Raw genomic sequence first — 20,152 nt, forward strand, 5'->3', positions numbered from 1 at the left:
AATAAGCCTGGAACCTAAACCTCTAGCACAACTGGCTTTAACCTACCAGGATGAGGGCCATAGGACTTTCGGAATCCATCTTGAAGTTCAAAAGAAACCGGACTTCTTCTAACATCTCCTTGTCCACAAGGTGGGCTTCGTCCACGATGACTACTGGCAACAGGGAATCAATATCCTCATTTAAAGGGCCTACCCGCTACATCTTGAATCAACCGGCAGAACCCATCCCATTCTTTCGGATAGGCATTACTTCCGCCTTTGACAGTACAAACCTCGCCGAATCCCACCTCTATGCTCCACTGGGTCCCGTCAAGCACACCTGGATTATCGTACCTCTGTCCCCAATTCAACACCCTTAACTGTCGGAGTCTTTCGATAAACTTCTTTGCGGATGCAGCGTCTATCGGCTTCTCAAAGCTAACCTGCTTGTAAAGCCCCTGGTTCCAACTGACTCTGCAGGCTATGAGGTCGATTTCAACACAAACATTGAGGCTTGAATCGCAATGATGTCCAATGCTTGCCTTGATACGTCTTATTTCCTCGTATTTTTTGCCCGACGATTTTTCTCCTCCCCATGCGCAATTACAGTCGTTGCAGGCAAACCTGGGACTGTTTTCGTAAATGCAGCATCCTCCGAGCCTGATTTTGCCTTCTTCTGCTTTTTGTCGGAGTTCCCAAGTCGGCAGACCATAAACAATCGGAACTACGTTGTTTGAACCACACTCCGGACATACAATTTTGTCCGACATCGAAGAACACTCCTTATAAGTTTTGCAGCCTGTCAGCGTTGTCTCGTAACTTCGCTAAAGGGACTGCTTTCCGTCAATCTCAAGTTCGACACTTCCTGTTTAGACTCGATTTATTGTCGAGCAAAATCGAGCAAGGAAGAAAATTGATTTGTTCATGTTTCACTCCTTTAGGTAATCGTTTTTTGATGTTCATAACAATATATTTGACCTTTGAATCGTTCAGTGTGAGTTAAGCAGTAGGCTTTAACCTTCTCTGAAACTGCTTTCCCGCACACTGCGCAGACGGCTTTATCTTCGTGATTGGGTTGACCTGCTGTGTTGACAGCAGGTATCTGTACTTCAGCTTGAAGTGCGTGCTTGGCATCAGCGGCCAGCAGTTCCCGTATCAGATCATCTCTGTCCCACAGCTCGACGCCGTTGGCCTTCGCTAGTTCCCGGGCCTGGTCCGTGTAAATGCTGTTGGTCACAACCATCGCCCTGTCACAGTCGTAGTAACCCTTTGAAGCTACTACTTCCTGTACGGCTTTGACGCCAACCTTTCCTTTATGGCGTTTTGCCTGCACCACGGTTTTGAGGCCATCTTTTTCGATGACGAGATCCGCCCCGTAGTCCCCGACGTATCTGGTGCGCAGAACTTTGTAACCCCGCTTTCGAAACACGGCTTCGAGATACTTTTCGAAGACCTTCCCGTCCATTCTGTCTATATCGTCCAGTCCCGACCGGGCCAGACGCTGCATTTCGTAGGCTCTCCATGCCAGTTTGCCTAACACGATCAACGCAATCAACACCCACAGCGGCCACGCTGCTTTCAAGCCCATCAGCAGACCTTTAAGAAAGCTTCCTGCCACAGCACTGCTCACGCTGCTGCTCAATAACCATCAACCCTTTCCTATTTGGTTACGTTAATTTCGGAAAATTGTTTCGACACACCGAACGGATATTCCTTCTCATAAGCTCCCTTATCGGAACCAGATAAGCCAAGAAACGCGCATTTTGGGATCTATAACCTATTACCTGAGACTTTTGCACACCAACCAACCCCTAAAAATCGGGGATTTATCGTAGATAAAAAAGGACTTTACCCCCCGTTTTGCCGAATTTTTAAGGTGACAAAAACCCAAAACCAACAAAACCAGAAAGGGTGAAGTCACCTACGTATATTCGGCCCGGTAACGATTGTTCTTGGTCTTTTTGAGTCCGGTTTTTTCGAATTATGCGGAAGTCTCGATCGGTAGCAACAGTTTACTTTTAATCGTGCTTCATTAAAATACGTTCCAGCGTTATAATGAAGTCAGAATTCTGAAAGGAGGATGTCCGCCATGAATCCTGCGGGTCAAGAAACAAAAAAAGTTCGCGTTTGGGGCAAAGGCCAATTCACAATCCCCGCCGAATTCAGAAAGGACCTCAACATAGATGAGGACACAGTTCTGGAAGTTTTCAGAGCCGGCAGGGCGATAATCGCAATGCCGGAGCCCCTCACTGTTGGGAAGCTTGCATCCTCAGTGCTCAAGGAAATGAAGCGGAACAACATCCAGTTGGAGGATCTGCTGAAGGAACTGCGAGAGGGCCACCATGAGTACGAAGCAGATTAAGGTATTTCTCGACAGCAGCGTGATCATCTCCGCTCTTGCCTCAAAGAAAGGCGGCTCTCACAAACTTCTTGCTATGGCCGAAGCAGAAGTGGTCACGGCCGTAATCTCCGATCACGTAATAAACGAAGTGCTTCGCAATATCCAAAGGAAACTCCCTGACGCTCTGCCTTTGTTTGAAAAGCTGTTTGAGACATTGCCTTTTCAGTTGGTCCAGGTTACTCAGAAAGAAATAACCAGCGCCTGCAAGCATATAAACACCCATGATGCCCCCGTCCTGGCAGCGGCAATCTCCGGCAGAGTGGACTGGCTAGTAAGCCTTGATAAGCATTTCTTAAGGCTTAAGGGAGAAGAGTTTGGTTTTAGAGTCGGCACGCCGGGCGATTTCCTGGAGCGGCTGTCGGAGCTGCTGAAAACAGAATAACAGCTTTCCAAAGGAAAGCTTTATCCCTTTAAGAAAGAGAAAGGAGTGCTCCACGATTTCATCTCTCCTTTCCGGCCGAGTTTTCTGACGCCCAACCGGAACCGCTTTTTGCCCCGTTTTCCCTGATTTTTTTAATCGCTTAAACCAAGCCCGCTGTTTCGCTTCTTTTAGACTCTTGCCGAACACAAGTTTGTGAATCTATTTGTTACTCCCTTGTTACTCCGCGTAGAAGGAAATGCCGAGATTGAGGGATTCGTAGAAAGACGGATCTTCTGCCGTGTTTTTTTCTGCAAACTAAAAAAAATCCCGACGTATCGGGATTTTTTGTGTTTAGGTTTGGTGGGCGATAGTGGACTTGAACCACTGGCCCCCTGCTTGTAAGGCAGGTGCTCTCCCACTGAGCTAATCGCCCGTTGGTGACCCCAAGGGGATTCGAACCCCTGTTACCGCCTTGAAAGGGCGGTGTCTTAACCACTTGACCATGGGGCCACAATCTCATTCAAATACGTATGTCATGTACCCGAGTCTGTCCTAACTTCGAGCATCAACATACCGCCAAGTTTCTGGGATGGTGGGCCTACCAGGATTCGAACCTGGGACCAACCGGTTATGAGCCGGTAGCTCTACCAGCTGAGCTATAGGCCCAAAACTTTGGCTCCCCGAGCAGGATTCGAACCTGCAACCCTCCGGTTAACAGCCGGATGCTCTACCGTTGAGCTATCGAGGAGCGCCATCGGCAAGTCTTATTATAAGGGGTAATCCGCTTAAAAGTCAACAGTGTCTGCCCCGAAAAAATAGCCACAGACCCTCACGACACCTAACGGTGTCACCACTAGAATCTGGAAAATAGATTCTACTTTCGGGGCGGATGCGCGCAGACCCGGCGCTCAGCTCAAGTCTTGACCGGCGACTAGCGTTTTCGCGACCAACCGGCATGTTGCAATGTCGTCCCGCTGAGTGCCGGGCTGATGAACACAGATGGTATTGGTTTCACTATCATTACTCTATTCTATATAGTCTTTCAGCTTCTTGCTTCGTGACGGATGTCGAAGCTTACGCAGGGCTTTGGCCTCTATCTGCCTGATTCGTTCCCGGGTAACCCCAAACTCCTGTCCCACTTCTTCGAGAGTGCGGGGCCTGCCGTCATCTAGACCAAACCTGAGCCGCAACACCTTCTCTTCCCTATCGGTCAAGGTGGACAAAATTCCATCCAGGTGTTCTCGCAGCAACACGAAGGAAGCAGACTCTTCCGGCGATTCGGCATCTTCGTCAGTGATGAAATCTCCAAGATGGCTGTCATCTTCTTCCCCAATAGGAGTCTCTAGAGACACGGGTTCCTGAGCCACCTTCATTATCTCCATCACCCGCTCCACCGGAATGTCCATCTCTTCGGCCACCTCGGCGGGTGTGGGTTCTCTGCCCAGCTTCTGCAGAAGGGCCCTCTGTATCCTTGACAATTTGTTAATGGTTTCTACCATATGCACTGGTATTCGAATAGTCCGGGCCTGATCCGCAATAGCCCTGGTAATAGCCTGCCTTATCCACCAAGTAGCGTAGGTGCTGAACTTATACCCTTTACGGTAATCGAATTTCTCAACGGCTTTCATCAGCCCCAGGTTACCTTCCTGTATCAGATCCAAAAAAAGCATGCCCCTCCCTACGTAACGCTTGGCGATACTGACAACCAAACGCAGGTTTGCCTCTACCAGTTTGCGTTTTGCGTCTTCGTCACCATTTTCGATTCTCTTTGCTAGCTCGATTTCTTCCTCCGCGCTTAAGAGGGGAACCCTGCCAATCTCTTTCAAATACATCCTGACCGGATCATCTATTTCCACGCCTTCGGGGACCAAAACATCTTCGGTTTCGGCAGCCTCGCCTTCTACGGGAGTCTCTTCCACCTCAAACTCATCCGTGCTGTCTCCTACGCGAATACCCATCGCCTGGAGATGCTCGTAAATATCCTCGATTTGATCAGCTTCCAGTTTGATACCCTGAAGATCATCGGATATCTCATCATAAGTCAGGTTTTTCTTTTTCTTTCCTTTTTCGGTCAGTGCGCTGATAGCTTCGGCGAGCTTCTTGTCTTTCATAGTTCCCCCCCTTCCTGAATTCTGAGATGATGATCCGTCTCCAATATCAAACGGAGAATATCGTAAAAGTCCCCTTTATTCTTTTGAGCTTCGATTTCCGTCAACAACCTTTGCCATTTCCTTTCCATCTTGCGTCTTTTCACTTCTCGGATAAATTTCTCTACCTCATGATCTGAGGGCCAATTCTCTTCCTCAACCATTTCAACCCTGGCCAAAGTTGCCGCCAATTCCGGCAAGTTATGAACCGCTTCGGCTATAAGTTGACCATGATGAAAACTTCCTTTTTCTTGAAATAACGCAGCTGCCTTCCTTAGACCGGGGTCGGTAAAAAACTTAGTACCACAGGTTTCGAATACACGCTTGAAAGTATTTTCGTCATTCACCATCTTTGCCAACAGTCTGACCTGAAACTCCGGTGACGCAAACTTCTCTTTGTCTCCTTTATTATATCTATTTATAGAATTTCTATTCCTGATAATGCCAATTGACCTGGTTTTTCGCTGCCAAACCCTGAATTCGCGTCTAACCGCATTCTCGGGCAGCTCTAGTTTTCTAGCAACAAAAGCAAGATGATTCTCCAGTTCCAACAGACTCTCTACCTGTTGCAGGTCGCAAAAAGTTTCGTGCAACACCGCCAGTTTTTCCACGAGACTCTGACCTTCAACATCGCGTAGTTTAAAATCCAGCTTGAATTCCATCGGATTTTTCTTATTATTCTTGATATATTGTAGAAATTCCTCTTTTCCTTTCACCATAATATATTCGTCTGGATCCTGATCCTCCGGCAACACTACGACTTCAACTTTTAGGCCCTCCTTGCTCATCAATTCAGCAGCCCTCAAGGCCTCCCTTTGCCCGGCTTGGTCGCCATCATAAATCAAAACAACTCTTTCCGTGTACCCTCGTAACAACCTGGCCTGTTCAATCGTAAATGCGGTGCCTAACGAAGCTACTGCCTGTCGTATCCCGTATTGATGCAACATTATGCAGTCCATATATCCTTCTACCAAGATCGCTTCGTTCAGCCGGCGAACGTGATCACGGGCTTGAAACAATCCGTACAGGTTATCGCGTTTGGAAAATACCGCGGTTTCCGGCGTATTAAGATACTTGGGAATGTCGGCCGGGTTCAAGCTGCGCCCTCCCATTCCCACTACCGTCCCGGACTTGTTCCTTATTGGAAATATCACCCGGTCCCGAAAAACATCATAATACGAATCTTTGACCGGACTCCTCTTTATCAGGCCAGACGCCACTAACTGAGGCCCCGAATAACCCCTCGAAATCAGGTATTCCAAGAGACCCCGCCACTCGTCCGGAGCATAACCCAGCTGAAAGGCAACCGCCGTTTCCCAGTCAACTCCTCTTTCCTCCAGGTATCTTCTAGCCCTCGCACCCTTGTCCGATTTCAACAATTGGTGATAATAAGCAGCCGCCAGTTCATTCATTTCTATGATTCTCTCTTCATCCCGTTTTCGCTTCTTCGCCCCATCTGATTTCGGTACATACTCGATACCGGCTTTGGCAGCCAAAACTTCGACAGCTTCCTTAAAACTCAGGTTGTCGCGTTTCATAACGAAAGTAAAGATGTTGCCACCAACATGACAGCCAAAACAATAAAAAAGTCGTTTTTCGGCCGAAACCGAAAAAGACGGGGTTTTTTCGGAATGAAACGGGCACAGACCCCAGTAACGGCTTCCTTTCCGCACTAAATCCGTGCTCTCTGACACGAGTTCAACAATGTCGATCCTATCTTCAATAGTCCTCAATAACTGTTCATTCATTTTGTCGTCACTTCCATTCACGACGCATCGTATATATCAATGCAACACTGCCGACCTTTGACGGCAAGGGCTTTCTACTCCTCTGTAAACCCCCTGTAAAAGTTGAAACCAGGAGTAAACTGGGGCACATAAACCTCGTTGAAGATAGCCAGGCAAAAGGTATCGCTCATACCCGAAATATAATCGGCAACCCCCACTGCCAGTCCTTCTTCTTTAGCTATCTCTTGATAAAATTCGGGCAGTTTATTGGGGTGAGAGTAGTAATATTTGTACAGGTACTCTACTATCACAGCCGCCTTGTCCTTCTCAGCCATGCAAAAAGGACCGTTGTAGATGTTTTTAAACATGAACTCGCGCAACCCAGTCAGGGCCTTCTCAACTTCTGGACTCATCGTAACCCTCACAAGCCTGTCCCCTTTTCGTGCTGCTTGTTGACGGGTATGAACTATGATGTCGGTGACTAACGTTGCTATCCGCTGGCTGTGGGTATATCCCAAAACATCAAGGTAGTCCCGGGGAATATCCTCTATCCTCAGCAATCCGGCGCGAATGGCGTCATCAATGTCATGCTGCACGTAAGCAATCTTGTCGCTGTAAAAGATGGTCTGGCCCTCCAAAGTTTGAGCTCGGGCACCCCCTTCGCCGTAACCGCTATGGTATAGCACCCCGTCCAATACTTCCTTAGTCAGGTTCAGTCCTCGCCCGAACTTTCCTCTTTCAATCCTGGTCAGTACCCGGACGCTGTTTTCGTTGTGACGGAACCCGCCAGGCACCAGCTGATCCAATACTCTTTCTCCAGCATGAGAAAAAGGGGTATGACCGATGTCATGGGCTAAAGCGATAGCTTCTATCAGATCCTCGTTTAAACCTAACCCCCGTCCAATCGTTCTGGCTATCTGGCTCACTTCTAGGGTATGGGTTAACCTGGTTCGATAGTGATCGCCGACAGGCGAAATATACACCTGAGTCTTGTGTTTGAGGCGACGAAATGACTTGGAATGAACAATCCTGTCTCTGTCCACCATGAAGCAGGTCCGCACCGGATCCGGAGGCTCAGGTTTTTCTCTCCCCTGACTTTGACTAGAAAAACAGGCATAAGGGCTCAACACCAATTCTTCCTTGGCTTCTATTTCTTCGCGTATGCAGAGGTTGTCCAGGCCGTGATTCGTTTGTCCCCTTCCTTGTTCTGACACGGAAGATACATCCTCCAATACCAACGATATTGGTATATATTATAATGACACTTCATCATCTCCGCACCTAAAATTGTTTTTCTTAACGTGCGGTTTTTGTACGAATGCTTCGAGTTGCCCGCGCTACTTCGACCAGCCTTTTGGCCAGTATGACTGTCCTTTGCAACCCGTTGTCGTCCGTCTGTGCCGGGCGCTGGGCCGCAGCCCCTTGATGCCCGCAGTCATACTCCCAGTAACCATCTCCCAGAACCAACATCCCCTGAACCAACATTAGGTCATGGATAGCCCTGATGGTCGTCTCCTGTCCCCCAAACCGAGAAGCTCCAACCGCCACAGCCCCACCCGGAACATTAAGCAGTGCTTTTTCATTGCGCAAAAACCGACTCTTGTCCCAAAAAGCCTTCAGCTGGGCGGAAACTGTACCGAAGTAAACCGGGCTCCCTATCAACAACCCGTCAGCCTGGCGCAAAAGCTCGAAAGCTGTCTCTAGCGGTTTTCCCCTCCCACATTTGCCTGAGCAAGGAACCTCGCAGTTAACGCAAAACTTGTTTCTTATTCCTTTCAGAGCCTCTTGGCAGTGAATCATCTCGGTTCGCGCCCCCATTTCTCGACAAGTGGCAAGGGCAGTGTTAAGCATAAAGGCCGTATTACCGTTTTTGTTGGGACTTCCATTCAAAGCAATTATGAAAACATCTGACACCAGCTACACCTCCTCACCTAATGTATATACGACTCTTTTATTTATGTTCCTTCAACCTGATTTGTACTCATGAAATGAGACATAAATGGTCACAAATAAGGACTTGTACACATATAAAACCACGGGCAAGGCTTTTACCAACAATATAGAGGAAGCATTCCAGGGGCGATACGTGTCTGCTTCGATGTGCGTATGCTGGCGCACAAGACAGAAAAAGCAGAGCGCCGATCAAAGGCTCTGCTTGTCTCTATATAATATTATAATATTTATAATATTATAATATTTCTTTGTGATCCTTGATGTTGCTGAACCCTAGTCTTAGCTCGAAAGTCCCGCCGCTTTCCGAACCATAGCCTGGTGAGCTGCATCGACATGCGCGGGGCTTGGAGCCCATTGATTATTGCCGTGGGTCATACTGCCCAAGAAATGTATGCAGAAATGGCCGGGGAAGTTGTTATCTATGGTTGAAGTCCCGTGAGGCATCCCGTTTTGAGAGGCAGCGATAGTTCTGCCGGCGACCGTAACCAGGATGGCGTGTCGCTCCCAGCTCCACTCCCCGTGATAGGCCTGCTTCATCTTAGCCGTATCTGCAGCCGTTAAAGGTTCGACATCGGCGTGATTACTGCCACCTAGACGTTTCACCTGATAGGTCAAACCGGTGTCAAAATCGGTAATAGTGGCGATCATCCCAACCTTAAATATTTTTTGAGCCTCGCTCCAGGGAACGAGTTCGCCAAATCTTCCTTGCCGGGAAGGGGTAGTGCTAGTTGACGGCACCGTGGGAGTACTGCCACCGGAAGGAATAACCAGTTTTTGCCCTACTTTGATAAGGTCCGAACTCAACTTGTTAGCATCCTTGATGGCCTTGACTGTTGTTTTGTACCGGACAGCGATTTCCGACAAGGTATCACCTTTTTGCACTATATAAACGACAGTAGCACTGGTGTTGGCTTTTTTCGCCGCAACTGCTTGCTCCAGAGCTTTTTTCGTTTCAGGCCCCACTATCCCGTCAGCCTTGAGTTTGTTAGCAGTTTGAAAGGATAAGACGGCACTCACCGTAGCTGGACCGAAACAACCGTCTACACCCTTGGTATCAAAACCAACAAAGGTCAAGTCTTTTTGAAGCTGACTGACTATCTTAAACAAGGCCCACTGGGTTTCAGGCCCAGCAATACCGTCTACGACAAGTTGCTGATCCTTCTGAAAAGCTGAAACAGCACTGACGGTTTGTGGCCCGTAAATACCGTCAATACCACCGGTGTTGTAATTCAAATGACTCAGACACTGCTGAACTTGTCTAACATCCTCTCCGTATGTACCCAAAGCCAGATCTTTGTCACTGTATGCACCCTGGGCATACGCACTACCTGCTGTTATAAAAAGGCTTCCCGCTAAAAGTAATCCGGCTAGGAACACAACTGCGAGCATCACGCTTCGGTTCGACATGATATCCTCTCCCTTCACTCCTGTCCTTACCTACAGGGTATCCTTTTTCAAACAATTTGGACAAACTGCCTAAGAGAGTCTGACCGTGCGAGACCATTCGTGAGACAAGAACTGAACCGGGAGAGAGCATCATGATCAAACTGAGCCTGGAAAACCTAGAGATGTAAAAACTTAGGAAGCCCCCGCTGAGAAGCAGGGGCTTTGTTCCCTAGGTGCCTTTGACATTAAGGAAAACCCATTACTCCCTGGGGTACAGCACCGCCGCCTGGGCTGCAGCTAGGCGGGCGACCGGTACTCGGTAGGGCGAGCAACTCACGTAGTGAAGGCCGATTTGATGACAAAACTCCACTGAGGACGGTTCCCCGCCATGCTCGCCACAAATTCCGATGAGAAGTCCTGAGTTTACCGAGCGTCCTTTCTCGATCGCCATTATCATCAAGCTTCCTACACCTTTGCGATCCAGTACCGCAAACGGGTTGTCTTTCAAGAGCTTTTTCTCCAAATAAATCGGTATAAACTTGCCCTCGGCGTCGTCGCGGCTGAATCCCAGCGTGGTTTGGGTAAGGTCATTGGTACCGAAAGAGAAGAAATCAGCCTCAGCCGCGATCTCATCGGCTACTACACAAGCCCGGGGCAATTCGATCATCGTGCCCACTGCAAACTCGAACTCAACCCCTGTTTCCGCTTTTACTTCTTCATAAACCTCCAGTACCTCGCGCTTTAACATGGCCAGCTCGCTGCTATCCATTACCAGAGGAATTTCCACTTCGGGCAAAACCTCGATTCCCTCTTTTTTCAGTTTAACAACCGCTTCGAATATAGCACGGGCCTGCATCCGATAGATCTCCGGATAAGTTATACCCAAACGGCATCCTCTGTGCCCGAGCATAGGATTGAATTCCCTCAGAGCATAAACCTTTTTCAGTAGCGATCTCTTTTCCGCCAGCACAGCGTTATTCTGTCCTCTCGCATTCATTTCCGCTATTTCCGTCAGGAGTTCTTCAGCTCCGGGCAAGAACTCGTGCAACGGCGGGTCCAATAGCCTAATGGTCACCGGAAAACCGGCCATAGCCTTTAGAATACCGTAAAAGTCTTCGCGCTGCATGGGAAGAAGCTTAGCCAGGGCCTTCCTTCGAGCCTCCTCGGTGTCAGCCAGAATCATTTCCTGAACTATAGGTAAACGATCCTGAGCCATGAACATGTGTTCCGTCCGGCAAAGGCCGATTCCCTCAGCTCCAAACTCGCGGGCTTTGGCAGCGTCCTCGGGTGTGTCGGCATTGGCGCGTACCCCCAGCTTCCTGATGTCGTCAGCCCACTTGAGGAGGGTTTCAAACTCCTCTGACAGTGTGGGCTCTATCATCGGTACCTCTCCCAGCATCACGTTACCGGTAGCCCCATCTATGGATATGGTTTCGCCTTTCTTGACAACAATGTCTCCGACCGAGAACTCTTGCCCGGCCGGGTCTATTTTAATGGCCTCGCACCCGCAGACACATGGCTTGCCCATTCCACGAGCGACGACCGCCGCATGACTGGTCATACCGCCTCTCGAAGTGAGTACCCCCTGGGCTTTGACGATCCCGTGAATATCATCCGGAGTAGTCTCGCTGCGCACCAGTATAACCTTTTCCCCTTCGTTGCCCAGTCTTTCAGCCTCGTCCGCATCAAAAACGACCTTCCCTGAAGCCGCTCCAGGTGAAGCCGGCAATCCTCTAGCTATGACGTTCAACTGGGCTTTGGAGTCGATCTGTCTATGTAACAATTGGTTAATCTGATTGGGATCCACCCGCAAGATCGCTTCTTCGCGAGTAATGAGTCCTTCTTTCACCATGTCTACAGCAATCTTGATAGCAGCTGCGGCCGTACGCTTACCGCTCCGGGTCTGCAGCATGTATAGTTTACCTTTTTCCACTGTAAACTCGATATCCTGCATGTCCCGATAATGGGATTCCAGGGTCTGACACACCTGGGTGAACTGTTCGTAAACCTGGGGCAGTTCGTCTTTGAGCTTGGATATGGGAGTAGGAGTTCTGATTCCGGCAACAACATCCTCCCCTTGGGCATTTACAAGAAACTCGCCGTACAGTTCACGCTCGCCGGTAGACGGATTGCGGGTAAAAGCTACCCCCGTACCGGAATCGCTTCCCATGTTCCCGAAAGCCATGGCCTGAACATTGACCGCCGTCCCTAAATCATCCGGTATCTTGTTCAGTTTCCTATACACTATGGCCCTTTGGTTATTCCAAGACTCAAAAACAGCCTTAATTGCCATTTGCAACTGCTCGTATACGTCTTGGGGAAACTCACGGCCGGCTTCTTTCAGAACCAAGCCCTTGTACTCGGTGATAATAGATCTTAATCCATCAGCAGGTATTTCGTAATCAAATATCAAGCCGTGTCTTTTCTTATACTTTTCCATTACCGCATCGAAGACCGCGTGATCAATATTCAAGACCACGTTAGAAAACATCTGAATGAAACGCCGATAGCAGTCCAAAGCAAACCGTTCATCTCCAGTAAGAGAAGCCAAACCCTCCACAGTAACGTCGTTTAGGCCCAGGTTAAGAATAGTATCCATCATCCCCGGCATGGACACAGGAGCACCCGATCGGACCGACACCAAGAGCGGGTTATCCCTGTCCCCAAACCTTTTACCGGTCTTTTCTTCGAGTGCCTGCAAAGCCTGCAATGCATCCTCCATCATGTTGGGGGGAAATTCTTTACCCAGTCGATAATACTCTTTGCATGCCTCTGTGGTTATAGTAAACCCCGGAGGAACGGGCAGGCCGATCCGCGTCATTTCTGCCAGGTTCGCCCCCTTACCACCTAGCAATGATTTCATATCTGCCTGGCCTTCTTCGAAAAGATACACGTACTTGGTTCTAGACATGACTCAACCTCCTGTAATATATTTCTAGTATCTTACTCGCCGTTTCTTCCACGGCCTTGTTGCTGACATCTATTATCGGACAACCCAGCTTACGCATTATCTGGTGAGCAAACTCGAGTTCGTGGGCAATCCTCTCCGGGCTAGCATAATTCGCATCTGACATTAAACCCAGAGCCTTCAGCCTTTCTCTACGAATGGCGCAAAGCAAGTCCGGTTGTATGGTAAGACCTATGAGCCGTCCTTTTTCGACGCTGTAGAGCTCTTCTGGAGGAGGCACTTCCGGTACAAGCGGCACGTTCGCTACCTTTATCCGCTTATGGGCTAGATACATAGAAAGAGGGGTCTTGGAAGTCCGCGAAACCCCAATAAGTACGATGTCCGCTAAAGGTATTCCCCGTGCATCCTTGCCATCATCATACCTGACCGCAAATTCGATGGCTTCAACCCTACGAAAGTATATCTCGTCTACCTTGCGTAAGAGTCCGGGTTCCCGTTTTGGTTCCACGTTACTGGCTAGCTGCAAGGTCTCCACCATCGGACCAAGCAGGTCTACGGTCAGAACAGAGGCTTCTTGGGCCTTAGTCTTCAAAAAACGCGCTAACTCTTCAATCACCAGGGTGTAAGCTATAATCGCTCGCTCCTCGGCTGCTTGGTTAATTATTTCGACAATGCTTTCTTCGTCGGTAACATAAGGTATCCTCTTTATTTCTATCTTGCCGGAGTTAAACTGGCTGGCAGCTGCCCTAACCACCATCTCTGCTGTTTCCCCGATGGAGTCCGATACTATGTACACCCCGGGCATGCGATGACTCAAATCTACCCCTCCTTTTTCTGGTTGGCCAAGTCGAGTAACAAGCGGGCTATGTTGGTCTTGGTTATCCTTCCTACCACCTCGAGCTTTTCGTCTCCGTTTTCGTCAATGTATTTCTTAACTACCGGCAGGCTATCGATTTCATGTTCTACAATCTTCTTCACCGCTTCGATAACCGTCTCGTCAGGAGTCGTTACGATTATATTCGGCATCCTGGTCATTATTACACTGACCGGCACCTTGTATATATCGATATGGCCAAGAGTCGTTTTCAAGAAATCTTTCCTCGAAACTACCCCCGCCAGATAACCGTCGCGGTCGGTAACGTAAATAGTACCTGCATCCTCGGTGAAAAGCGTTACAATAGCATCGTATATGCTGGAAGTATCCTTAACCACTACCGGCATCGATTTCACGTCTTTAACCCGATATTGGCAAAGGATTTTTCTGATAGCTCCCTGGGCTCCCTCGGACTTGATGGTGTACCCAACCCGTGGTTTGGCCTCCAGATATCCAGACATGGTAAGAACAGCCAAGTCTGGTCGGAGAGCGGCTCGGGTAACATCCAGTATTTCGGCGATTCTCTCGCCTGTGATAGGCTGGTGCTTACGCACGATGTCCAGTATTTTACCTTGCCTTTCAGTGAGCTCGATCATACCCCACCCACCAATTATGCTATACTTTTTTGAAGCAAAACATCAAATCATATACACTATTGATTATAAAGAATCGCTTTTCCCTTCGTCAAAGGAAAAAAGTCTTATACCAACCGGCTGAAATCTCCTAAATTCAAGAACAAATCGCTGATACGACGCAAAAGGCTCAACCGGTTCCTTCTCAGGTTCGGGTCCTCGGCCATGATCATTACCGCATCGAACAACTCGTCAACCCCCGCCCTCCCTTTCGACAGTGTTATGAGGTACTCGCCATACTCCCCTCTTTCCTTTAATTCGTTCAGCAGCGGTTCTGTCTGCGCCAGCCACTGATAAACCCGTCTTTCCGCCTCGGTTTCCAGCAATACTTCATCTACGTCTCGGTTATCCCATTTTTTGGCTAAATTGTAACAGCGATTGAAAACCACCATCCCGTCCTCAAAGTACTCGCTCTGCTTGAACTCCTGCAAGGCCTCAGCCCTTTTTCTGACCTCCAGCACGTCGCCTTGAGGTACTGCCAGGACTGCATCCAGTACATCATACGAGATGCCGCTGTCTGACAATATTCCCCTTAGTCTCTGCAGAACAAAGTCTAGAACCTCTCCAACAGTTTCTTCACAGCTAAGGTCAGGTTTTATAGGCGCAAATCCCTGATATACGAATCTTATGGCCTTTTCAAGGTCCAACCTTAATCCCCTCTTGAGGATTATGTTAACCAACCCCAAGGCTTGTCTCCGTAAAGCATAAGGGTCCTGAGAACCGCTGGGCTTGATGTTTATGCAGAAACACCCGACTAGGTTGTCCAGTTTTTCTGCCAGGCTAACCGCAATCCCGGCCGGGGTCTCGGGCAACCTATCGCCGGCAAAACGTGGAAGGTAGTGTTCTAAAATGGCCTCTGCCACCTCCGGGTCTTCCCCGCTGGCAAGGGCATAGTACCGTCCCATAATCCCTTGTAGTTCCGGAAACTCGTACACCATGTTGGTTTCGAGGTCAGCCTTACACAGGTAAGCCGCCCTGCGAATTGTGGTTTCCCGCCCTAAGCCGGTTTCCTTCCCGATGAATACCGCGATATCCTGCAGCCTCTCTACCTTCGACCAAACCGTACCCAGCCTGGCTTGGTACACCACGTTCTTAAGAAGCTCTACTTTACTCGCCAGTGGCTGTTTAGTGTCTTCCCTGTAAAAGAAGAGAGCATCTTCCAGACGGGCCCTCAAAACCCTTTCATTACCTGCTTTAACCTCCTCCAGGTTGTACTCGTCGCCGTTTCTAACTCCGATAAACCCGGGGAGGAGCTTGCCGTCATCGGAAAACACCGGGAAGTAGCGCTGGTGTTCGATCATCGTGGTGGTCAAAACCTCTGTCGGCAACACCAGGTATTCCGGCGAAAACTTCCCGTAGAACGCGGTCGGGTACTCCAGAAGAAAATTAACCTCTTCCAGTAGTTCCTCGTCGTTATAAGGATAACCTCCCGCCTGCTCGGCCGTGTTCAATATCTGTTCCCATATCATTTGCCGCCTGCGTTCGTGATCGACGACGACAAACGCTTTCTCCATTAATTCGAAGTAATTGGCTGCTTCGTTGACCGTAATTGGCCGCTCAGACAAAAACCTGTGTCCAAAGGTAACATTGCTGGCTTCCACGTTTTCTATCTGAACCGGTATGACCTCGTTACCCAACAAAGCCAACATCCATCGGATGGGACGGGCGAACCTGAACTCGGAGTAGGCCCAGCGCATTGCCTTAGGGAAGCCGAGATCAACCACGATTTCCCGCAAAACCCCTGGCAAGACTTCTACGGTTTTCTTCCCGGACTCCTTTTTTACCGCGAAGACGTAATCTACTCCGGACATTTCCCGCACCTCGAGAGATTCGACCGTCACTCCCTGAGCTCGGGCAAAACCCAGAGCCGCCGAGGTAGGCCGCCCCTCTGCATCGAAAGCCTGCTCTCGTTTTGGGCCTCTGACCTCCTTCAGCCAGCCTGCCTGGTTCTCAGCCAGGTCATAAACGTAAAGTACCAGTCGCCGTGGTGTTCCCATAGTTCTCAGGCTACCGAAACTGAGATTGGCTCCTGACAGTTTTTCTCTGGCCAGGGCTTCCATGTCCCGGATAGCATTTGGCATATAGGCTGCCGGTATTTCCTCAGTGCCTATTTCAAAAACCAGATCTCTGGTCATACCTAGCCCTCCTTTAACGTCTTCTTCCTGAGTTCAAGATCTTTCAGTAAAGGATACCCTAATTTTTCCCGCTGCCGTAAATAAGCCAGAGCCACGCTGCGGGCCATATTTCTGACCCGAGCAATGTAGCTGGTGCGTTCAGTTACGCTTATGGCTCCTCTCGCATCTAACAGGTTAAAGAGGTGCGAACACTTCAAAACGTAGTCATAGGCGGGCTGTACCAATTCCTTCTCCAGTACCCGTTTAGCCTCTTTCTCGCAGAGATCGAACATTGTCACCAAGGTTTCGATGTCCGCTACCTGGAAGTTGTAATAAGAATAGTCGACCTCACTCTGGTGGTGAACATCCCCGTAGGTAATGCCGTCTACCCACTCGATGTCAAACACGCTCTCCTTGTTCTGGATGTACATAGCAATCCTTTCTATGCCGTAGGTAATTTCAGCGCAAACCGGGTAGCAGTCAATGCCCCCGCACTGCTGGAAGTACGTAAACTGGGTGATTTCCATCCCATCGAGCCATATCTCCCACCCTAAGCCCCAGGCTCCAAGGGTAGGGGATTCCCAGTTATCTTCCACCAGCCTGATGTCATGTTTGCGCGGATCAATCCCAAGAGTACGAAGACTGTCCAAATACAGGTCAATAACATTGTCGGGAGACGGCTTCAATATCACCTGATACTGGTAATAGTGTTGAAGCCGGTTGGGGTTCTCGCCGTACCGACCGTCAGTCGGCCTGCGCGAAGGCTCTACGTAAGCCACATTCCAAGGTTCAGGCCCAAGAGCGCGCAAAAAGGTAGCCGGGTTCATCGTCCCCGCCCCCTTTTCCACGTCATATGGTTGCTGAATGATGCAGCCTTGGCTACCCCAAAATGTTTCCAGAGCTAAGATTATCTCCTGAAAAGTCACCTTCAATCCTCCTATCTATATGCGATTTGATGCGACTAGACCTAAAACTAAAGCCCGTCCCCTACACAGGGACGGGCTTTTCCCGCGGTTCCACCCTGATTGGCCTCAACAGGCCCTCTCGTGATAATGCAGGCTTTACTCGCCAACGGCTTTCCTCCTGCGGCTCCAAAGCGCCCTTCAGGAAGTCCCCTGACCGGATTCCCACCACCACCGGTTCTCTGTCCAGAGGGCATCTTCCTTACTCCTCTTTATCATCGCCATATATCGATTTGTCGCTTTTAAGTTTAACAACCGCCAGACCTCTTGTCAATCAACTATACCCCTCCCGCTTGTACAGTAGGAGTGGCTCAAATAACTTGGTCACCTATCAACCTTCGCCAAACCGTCTGAGTCCAGGTTGCCAAAAACCATCCACAACAGCGTCAACGACGTTTACCGGCTCGTTCACCACCATTACTGGTTTACCCGTGTGCTGCTGTAATCTTTCGGCATAGGACAAGGCGTTTGTCGGGTCAAGGCGGCTGTAATTAAGAGCAATATAAACCCTTCTTACATCTCTCAAACCGAGCGACCTAAGTTTGCCCGAGAACTCTTCGGCGGATTCCCCGTTCACGTAACAAAATACCGTCCCGTTTAGTTTGCTCATTCCCGGCGACGTTACAGGCCGAGAGAATTCTACTCCGCATCGTTTCCCTTCCCTGACAAGCTGCAGGTAGGCCCTTGCCGCGAGCACTCCTAAGCACGAAGGCGATTTTACTACTGCCCAGCGGGGCACCGCTATTATGGCGCTGGGAGCCCTTGTTTGAACCAGTAACCGTTTAAGCTTCTCAACCCTTATTCCATCCTTCATGTATGAATGAGCAGCATAACCGTTGACTACCGGGACCAGGATAATATCGGGACAAGTACCGATCGTAGAAAGATGGTGCCCCCCGTCGAATACCACCACCCGCAAGCAGGTACGTCTTAGCTGTTTTAAGCTTTCCCATCCTTCCGATGTCGTGTGCCATTTGTCCATTTTAGAACACTCGACTAGCACTTGAACCCGGCGTTGTACCACCCCGTTGACCAAAGTCAGGCTATCGGCCCTGGCTTCCGGCGTTATGGCCGCGACTGTCAGGCCAGGCCGTGGTATGCCGGGCTTGGACACGTCTTCCCAGCCTAGGATGCTAAGCTGACCGTTTTTTAACAGCCCGGTCACCTGAGCCGGCACGACCTCTTCTCTCAAGCCCGGATTGAATACGATTTGTAGCCGTGCATGACTGGCTACTACCCGCCCATAGCACCCCAGTATGTTATAATACGCCTTGTTCTTCACCCACGACCAGTCGGTGTTTATGGCTAAGTACGCGTACCCCGCGACCAGTATCATCCACAAAAGAACCTTTTTCCCACAGCTTCGCCTCCTCTTACAGCCCTTCTATAACACACCTGTCCCGCGCAGGATTGGGCCAACTGATTTCCTACAGCCCCGTCTTCTCCCACTTCCGCCTCTCCGCCTCCACCAGCTCCTGCCCTTTTTCTCCTAGAGCGGATCGGTCCAACGCCAGCTCCTGTCTTCTCCCCCAATCCCTCGCAAAATAGGCCGCGTCAATCTCCTTCTCGTTGGCCCACATTTCCTCGGTCCAGGTAAGCAACCGGTTTGCAACCCCGATGTAATCCCCCAACCTTGAACGCAATCCTGGCTCTAGTATCTTCCCCTTGTATTGCTTTACCCGCTTCAAGGCCTGGTCAGCAGCATCCAGGTCTTCCTGCCGTTGGGGATAGACCTTCGACTTCAGGTACAGGTACTGCGCCGCCCACGGCAGGCGTTCCATTTCTGCGGGGGTCTTTGCTTTCTGTTCAAACCTTTGAAGGGCCGCAATATAGTCGCCCCTAGCTTTCCTTACCTCGGCTCTAGCATGAAGCTCCCACCCCAAACCGATCAACAAAACAACCATCATAGCCAAGAAAGTCAAGGCCACTGCCCTTCGCATGGCCACATCGCCAACCCCTTTCCCGCTAAGATGGCTGTATTATTCCCCAAGTTATGCTCCCAAAATTCAGTTCCAGATATTCGTGATCTGAAGTTATATCTCCATCAATTCCGATATTATGGAACGGGCATGACTAGTTCCGATACGATCTGCCCCCAGTTCAATCAGTCCCAGAGCCTGTTGGTAACTCTCTATCCCCCCCGAGGCCTTTATTTTTAAAGAAGGCGGTGCAGAACTGCGGATATAGATAATATCATCGCCTGCAACTCCTCTGGGCCCGAATCCCGTACAGGTTTTGACGAAATCAGCCCCGCCAGCGGCCACCAATCTAGTAGCAAGTCGTATCTCCTCAGGATTAAGGTACCCGGTTTCGATTATTATCTTGAGTATGCCACCCCTATCGTGTACCAACCGGGCCAAGCCCTGCACTTCTTCTTCAACCGCCCGGTAATTGCCATCTTTAAATAAACCTATATTCATTACCGCATCGAGCTCAGTAGCTCCTGCTTCCATTGCCGTTTCAGCTTCTTTTACCTTAATCACCGTCGCATTCGCCCCTAAAGGGAATCCCACGACCGTGCACAGTTTTACCTCTTCAGCTTCCAAACAGCGAGCTGCCAGCTCTAGCCGTCCGGGATTGACACAAACCGCAAAAAACCGGTAGCGCGCAGCTTCTTCGCACAACCTCCTTATCTCTTCGGCCGTAGCGTCCGGCCTGAGCAGCGTCGAATCGATATAACGGCTCATCTCACTACGGGTCAGCACTTT

Annotated in this window: 18 protein-coding genes, 4 tRNA genes and 1 other annotated feature; of the genes, 2 read left to right on the forward strand and 20 right to left on the reverse strand. The window is 49.7% G+C overall.

The features are described from left to right. Positions 1 to 37 precede the first annotated feature (37 nt). From SLIP_RS12930 to SLIP_RS12110, 3 genes are all read right to left on the reverse strand, one after another. Positions 38 to 115 carry a hypothetical protein gene (locus tag SLIP_RS12930; protein ID WP_242649159.1) on the reverse strand — a complete coding sequence of 26 codons (78 nt, stop codon included), beginning with the start codon at positions 113 to 115 and terminating at the stop codon, positions 38 to 40. A 61-nt stretch (positions 116 to 176) separates the two neighbouring features. Then, on the reverse strand, positions 177 to 749 hold the full coding sequence (locus tag SLIP_RS08010; protein WP_013175777.1) for a hypothetical protein: 573 nt from the start codon (positions 747 to 749) through the stop codon (positions 177 to 179). Positions 750 to 916: 167 nt separating this feature from the next. Further along, positions 917 to 1,621: a restriction endonuclease gene (locus tag SLIP_RS12110; protein WP_049765032.1), complete on the reverse strand. Its 705-nt coding sequence runs from the start codon at positions 1,619 to 1,621 to the stop codon at positions 917 to 919. A 447-nt stretch (positions 1,622 to 2,068) separates the two neighbouring features. On the opposite strand from SLIP_RS12110, the gene SLIP_RS08020 reads away from it, so the two are divergent. After that, positions 2,069 to 2,341: an AbrB/MazE/SpoVT family DNA-binding domain-containing protein gene (locus tag SLIP_RS08020; protein WP_013175779.1), complete on the forward strand. Its 273-nt coding sequence runs from the start codon at positions 2,069 to 2,071 to the stop codon at positions 2,339 to 2,341. Further along, complete coding sequence (locus tag SLIP_RS08025; protein ID WP_013175780.1) at positions 2,322 to 2,762, forward strand: putative toxin-antitoxin system toxin component, PIN family; 441 nt, start codon at positions 2,322 to 2,324, stop codon at positions 2,760 to 2,762. Before SLIP_RS08020 ends, SLIP_RS08025 begins: the two co-directional genes overlap by 20 nt. A gap of 337 nt (positions 2,763 to 3,099) precedes the next feature. On the opposite strand, the gene SLIP_RS08030 is transcribed toward SLIP_RS08025, so the two are convergent. The 17 genes from SLIP_RS08030 to deoC form a co-directional block, all read right to left on the reverse strand. Continuing rightward, positions 3,100 to 3,174 (reverse strand) — tRNA-Val (locus SLIP_RS08030). A 2-nt stretch (positions 3,175 to 3,176) separates the two neighbouring features. Then, a tRNA-Glu gene (locus SLIP_RS08035) sits at positions 3,177 to 3,251 on the reverse strand. Positions 3,252 to 3,331: 80 nt separating this feature from the next. Then, positions 3,332 to 3,407 (reverse strand) — tRNA-Ile (locus SLIP_RS08040). A gap of 7 nt (positions 3,408 to 3,414) precedes the next feature. Then, positions 3,415 to 3,489: transfer RNA gene (locus SLIP_RS08045), tRNA-Asn, on the reverse strand. Positions 3,490 to 3,766: 277 nt separating this feature from the next. Beyond that, positions 3,767 to 4,852, reverse strand: a complete 1,086-nt coding sequence (gene rpoD, locus SLIP_RS08050) for an RNA polymerase sigma factor RpoD (protein ID WP_013175781.1) — start codon at positions 4,850 to 4,852, stop codon at positions 3,767 to 3,769. Next, the gene (gene dnaG / locus SLIP_RS08055; RefSeq protein WP_013175782.1) at positions 4,849 to 6,636 is read right to left on the reverse strand and encodes a DNA primase; all 1,788 of its coding nucleotides are present in this window, start codon (positions 6,634 to 6,636) and stop codon (positions 4,849 to 4,851) included. The genes rpoD and dnaG overlap by 4 nt, the downstream gene beginning before the upstream one ends. Positions 6,637 to 6,710: 74 nt before the next feature. Beyond that, positions 6,711 to 7,829, reverse strand: coding sequence for a deoxyguanosinetriphosphate triphosphohydrolase (locus tag SLIP_RS08060; protein WP_013175783.1), 1,119 nt, complete (start codon positions 7,827 to 7,829; stop codon positions 6,711 to 6,713). An 82-nt stretch (positions 7,830 to 7,911) separates the two neighbouring features. Continuing rightward, the gene (locus SLIP_RS08065; RefSeq protein ID WP_013175784.1) at positions 7,912 to 8,529 is read right to left on the reverse strand and encodes a flavodoxin family protein; all 618 of its coding nucleotides are present in this window, start codon (positions 8,527 to 8,529) and stop codon (positions 7,912 to 7,914) included. Between the two features lie 318 nt (positions 8,530 to 8,847). Further along, positions 8,848 to 9,975: a peptidoglycan-binding protein gene (locus SLIP_RS12115; protein WP_049765033.1), complete on the reverse strand. Its 1,128-nt coding sequence runs from the start codon at positions 9,973 to 9,975 to the stop codon at positions 8,848 to 8,850. A gap of 238 nt (positions 9,976 to 10,213) precedes the next feature. Next, complete coding sequence (ppdK, locus tag SLIP_RS08075) at positions 10,214 to 12,865, reverse strand: pyruvate, phosphate dikinase (protein WP_013175786.1); 2,652 nt, start codon at positions 12,863 to 12,865, stop codon at positions 10,214 to 10,216. Further along, positions 12,858 to 13,679, reverse strand: coding sequence for a pyruvate, water dikinase regulatory protein (locus SLIP_RS08080; protein WP_013175787.1), 822 nt, complete (start codon positions 13,677 to 13,679; stop codon positions 12,858 to 12,860). Before SLIP_RS08080 ends, ppdK begins: the two co-directional genes overlap by 8 nt. A gap of 2 nt (positions 13,680 to 13,681) precedes the next feature. After that, a complete protein-coding gene (gene ccpN / locus SLIP_RS08085; protein ID WP_013175788.1) occupies positions 13,682 to 14,332 on the reverse strand; it encodes a transcriptional regulator CcpN in 651 nt (216 codons plus the stop codon). A gap of 104 nt (positions 14,333 to 14,436) precedes the next feature. Next, positions 14,437 to 16,503 carry a glycine--tRNA ligase subunit beta gene (gene glyS, locus SLIP_RS08090; protein ID WP_013175789.1) on the reverse strand — a complete coding sequence of 689 codons (2,067 nt, stop codon included), beginning with the start codon at positions 16,501 to 16,503 and terminating at the stop codon, positions 14,437 to 14,439. Positions 16,504 to 16,505: 2 nt separating this feature from the next. After that, positions 16,506 to 17,408, reverse strand: coding sequence for a glycine--tRNA ligase subunit alpha (glyQ, locus tag SLIP_RS08095; RefSeq protein WP_013175790.1), 903 nt, complete (start codon positions 17,406 to 17,408; stop codon positions 16,506 to 16,508). A gap of 64 nt (positions 17,409 to 17,472) precedes the next feature. Then, positions 17,473 to 17,672: a binding site (T-box leader), on the reverse strand. A gap of 103 nt (positions 17,673 to 17,775) precedes the next feature. Beyond that, positions 17,776 to 18,780, reverse strand: coding sequence for a hypothetical protein (locus tag SLIP_RS08105; RefSeq protein WP_013175792.1), 1,005 nt, complete (start codon positions 18,778 to 18,780; stop codon positions 17,776 to 17,778). A 91-nt stretch (positions 18,781 to 18,871) separates the two neighbouring features. Then, complete coding sequence (locus SLIP_RS08110) at positions 18,872 to 19,390, reverse strand: hypothetical protein (RefSeq protein ID WP_013175794.1); 519 nt, start codon at positions 19,388 to 19,390, stop codon at positions 18,872 to 18,874. Positions 19,391 to 19,477: 87 nt separating this feature from the next. Then, on the reverse strand, positions 19,478 to 20,149 hold the full coding sequence (deoC, locus tag SLIP_RS08115; protein ID WP_013175795.1) for a deoxyribose-phosphate aldolase: 672 nt from the start codon (positions 20,147 to 20,149) through the stop codon (positions 19,478 to 19,480). Positions 20,150 to 20,152: the final 3 nt, after the last annotated feature.

It is taken from the genome of Syntrophothermus lipocalidus DSM 12680, assembly GCF_000092405.1.
GTDB lineage: Bacteria > Bacillota > Syntrophomonadia > Syntrophomonadales > Syntrophothermaceae > Syntrophothermus > Syntrophothermus lipocalidus.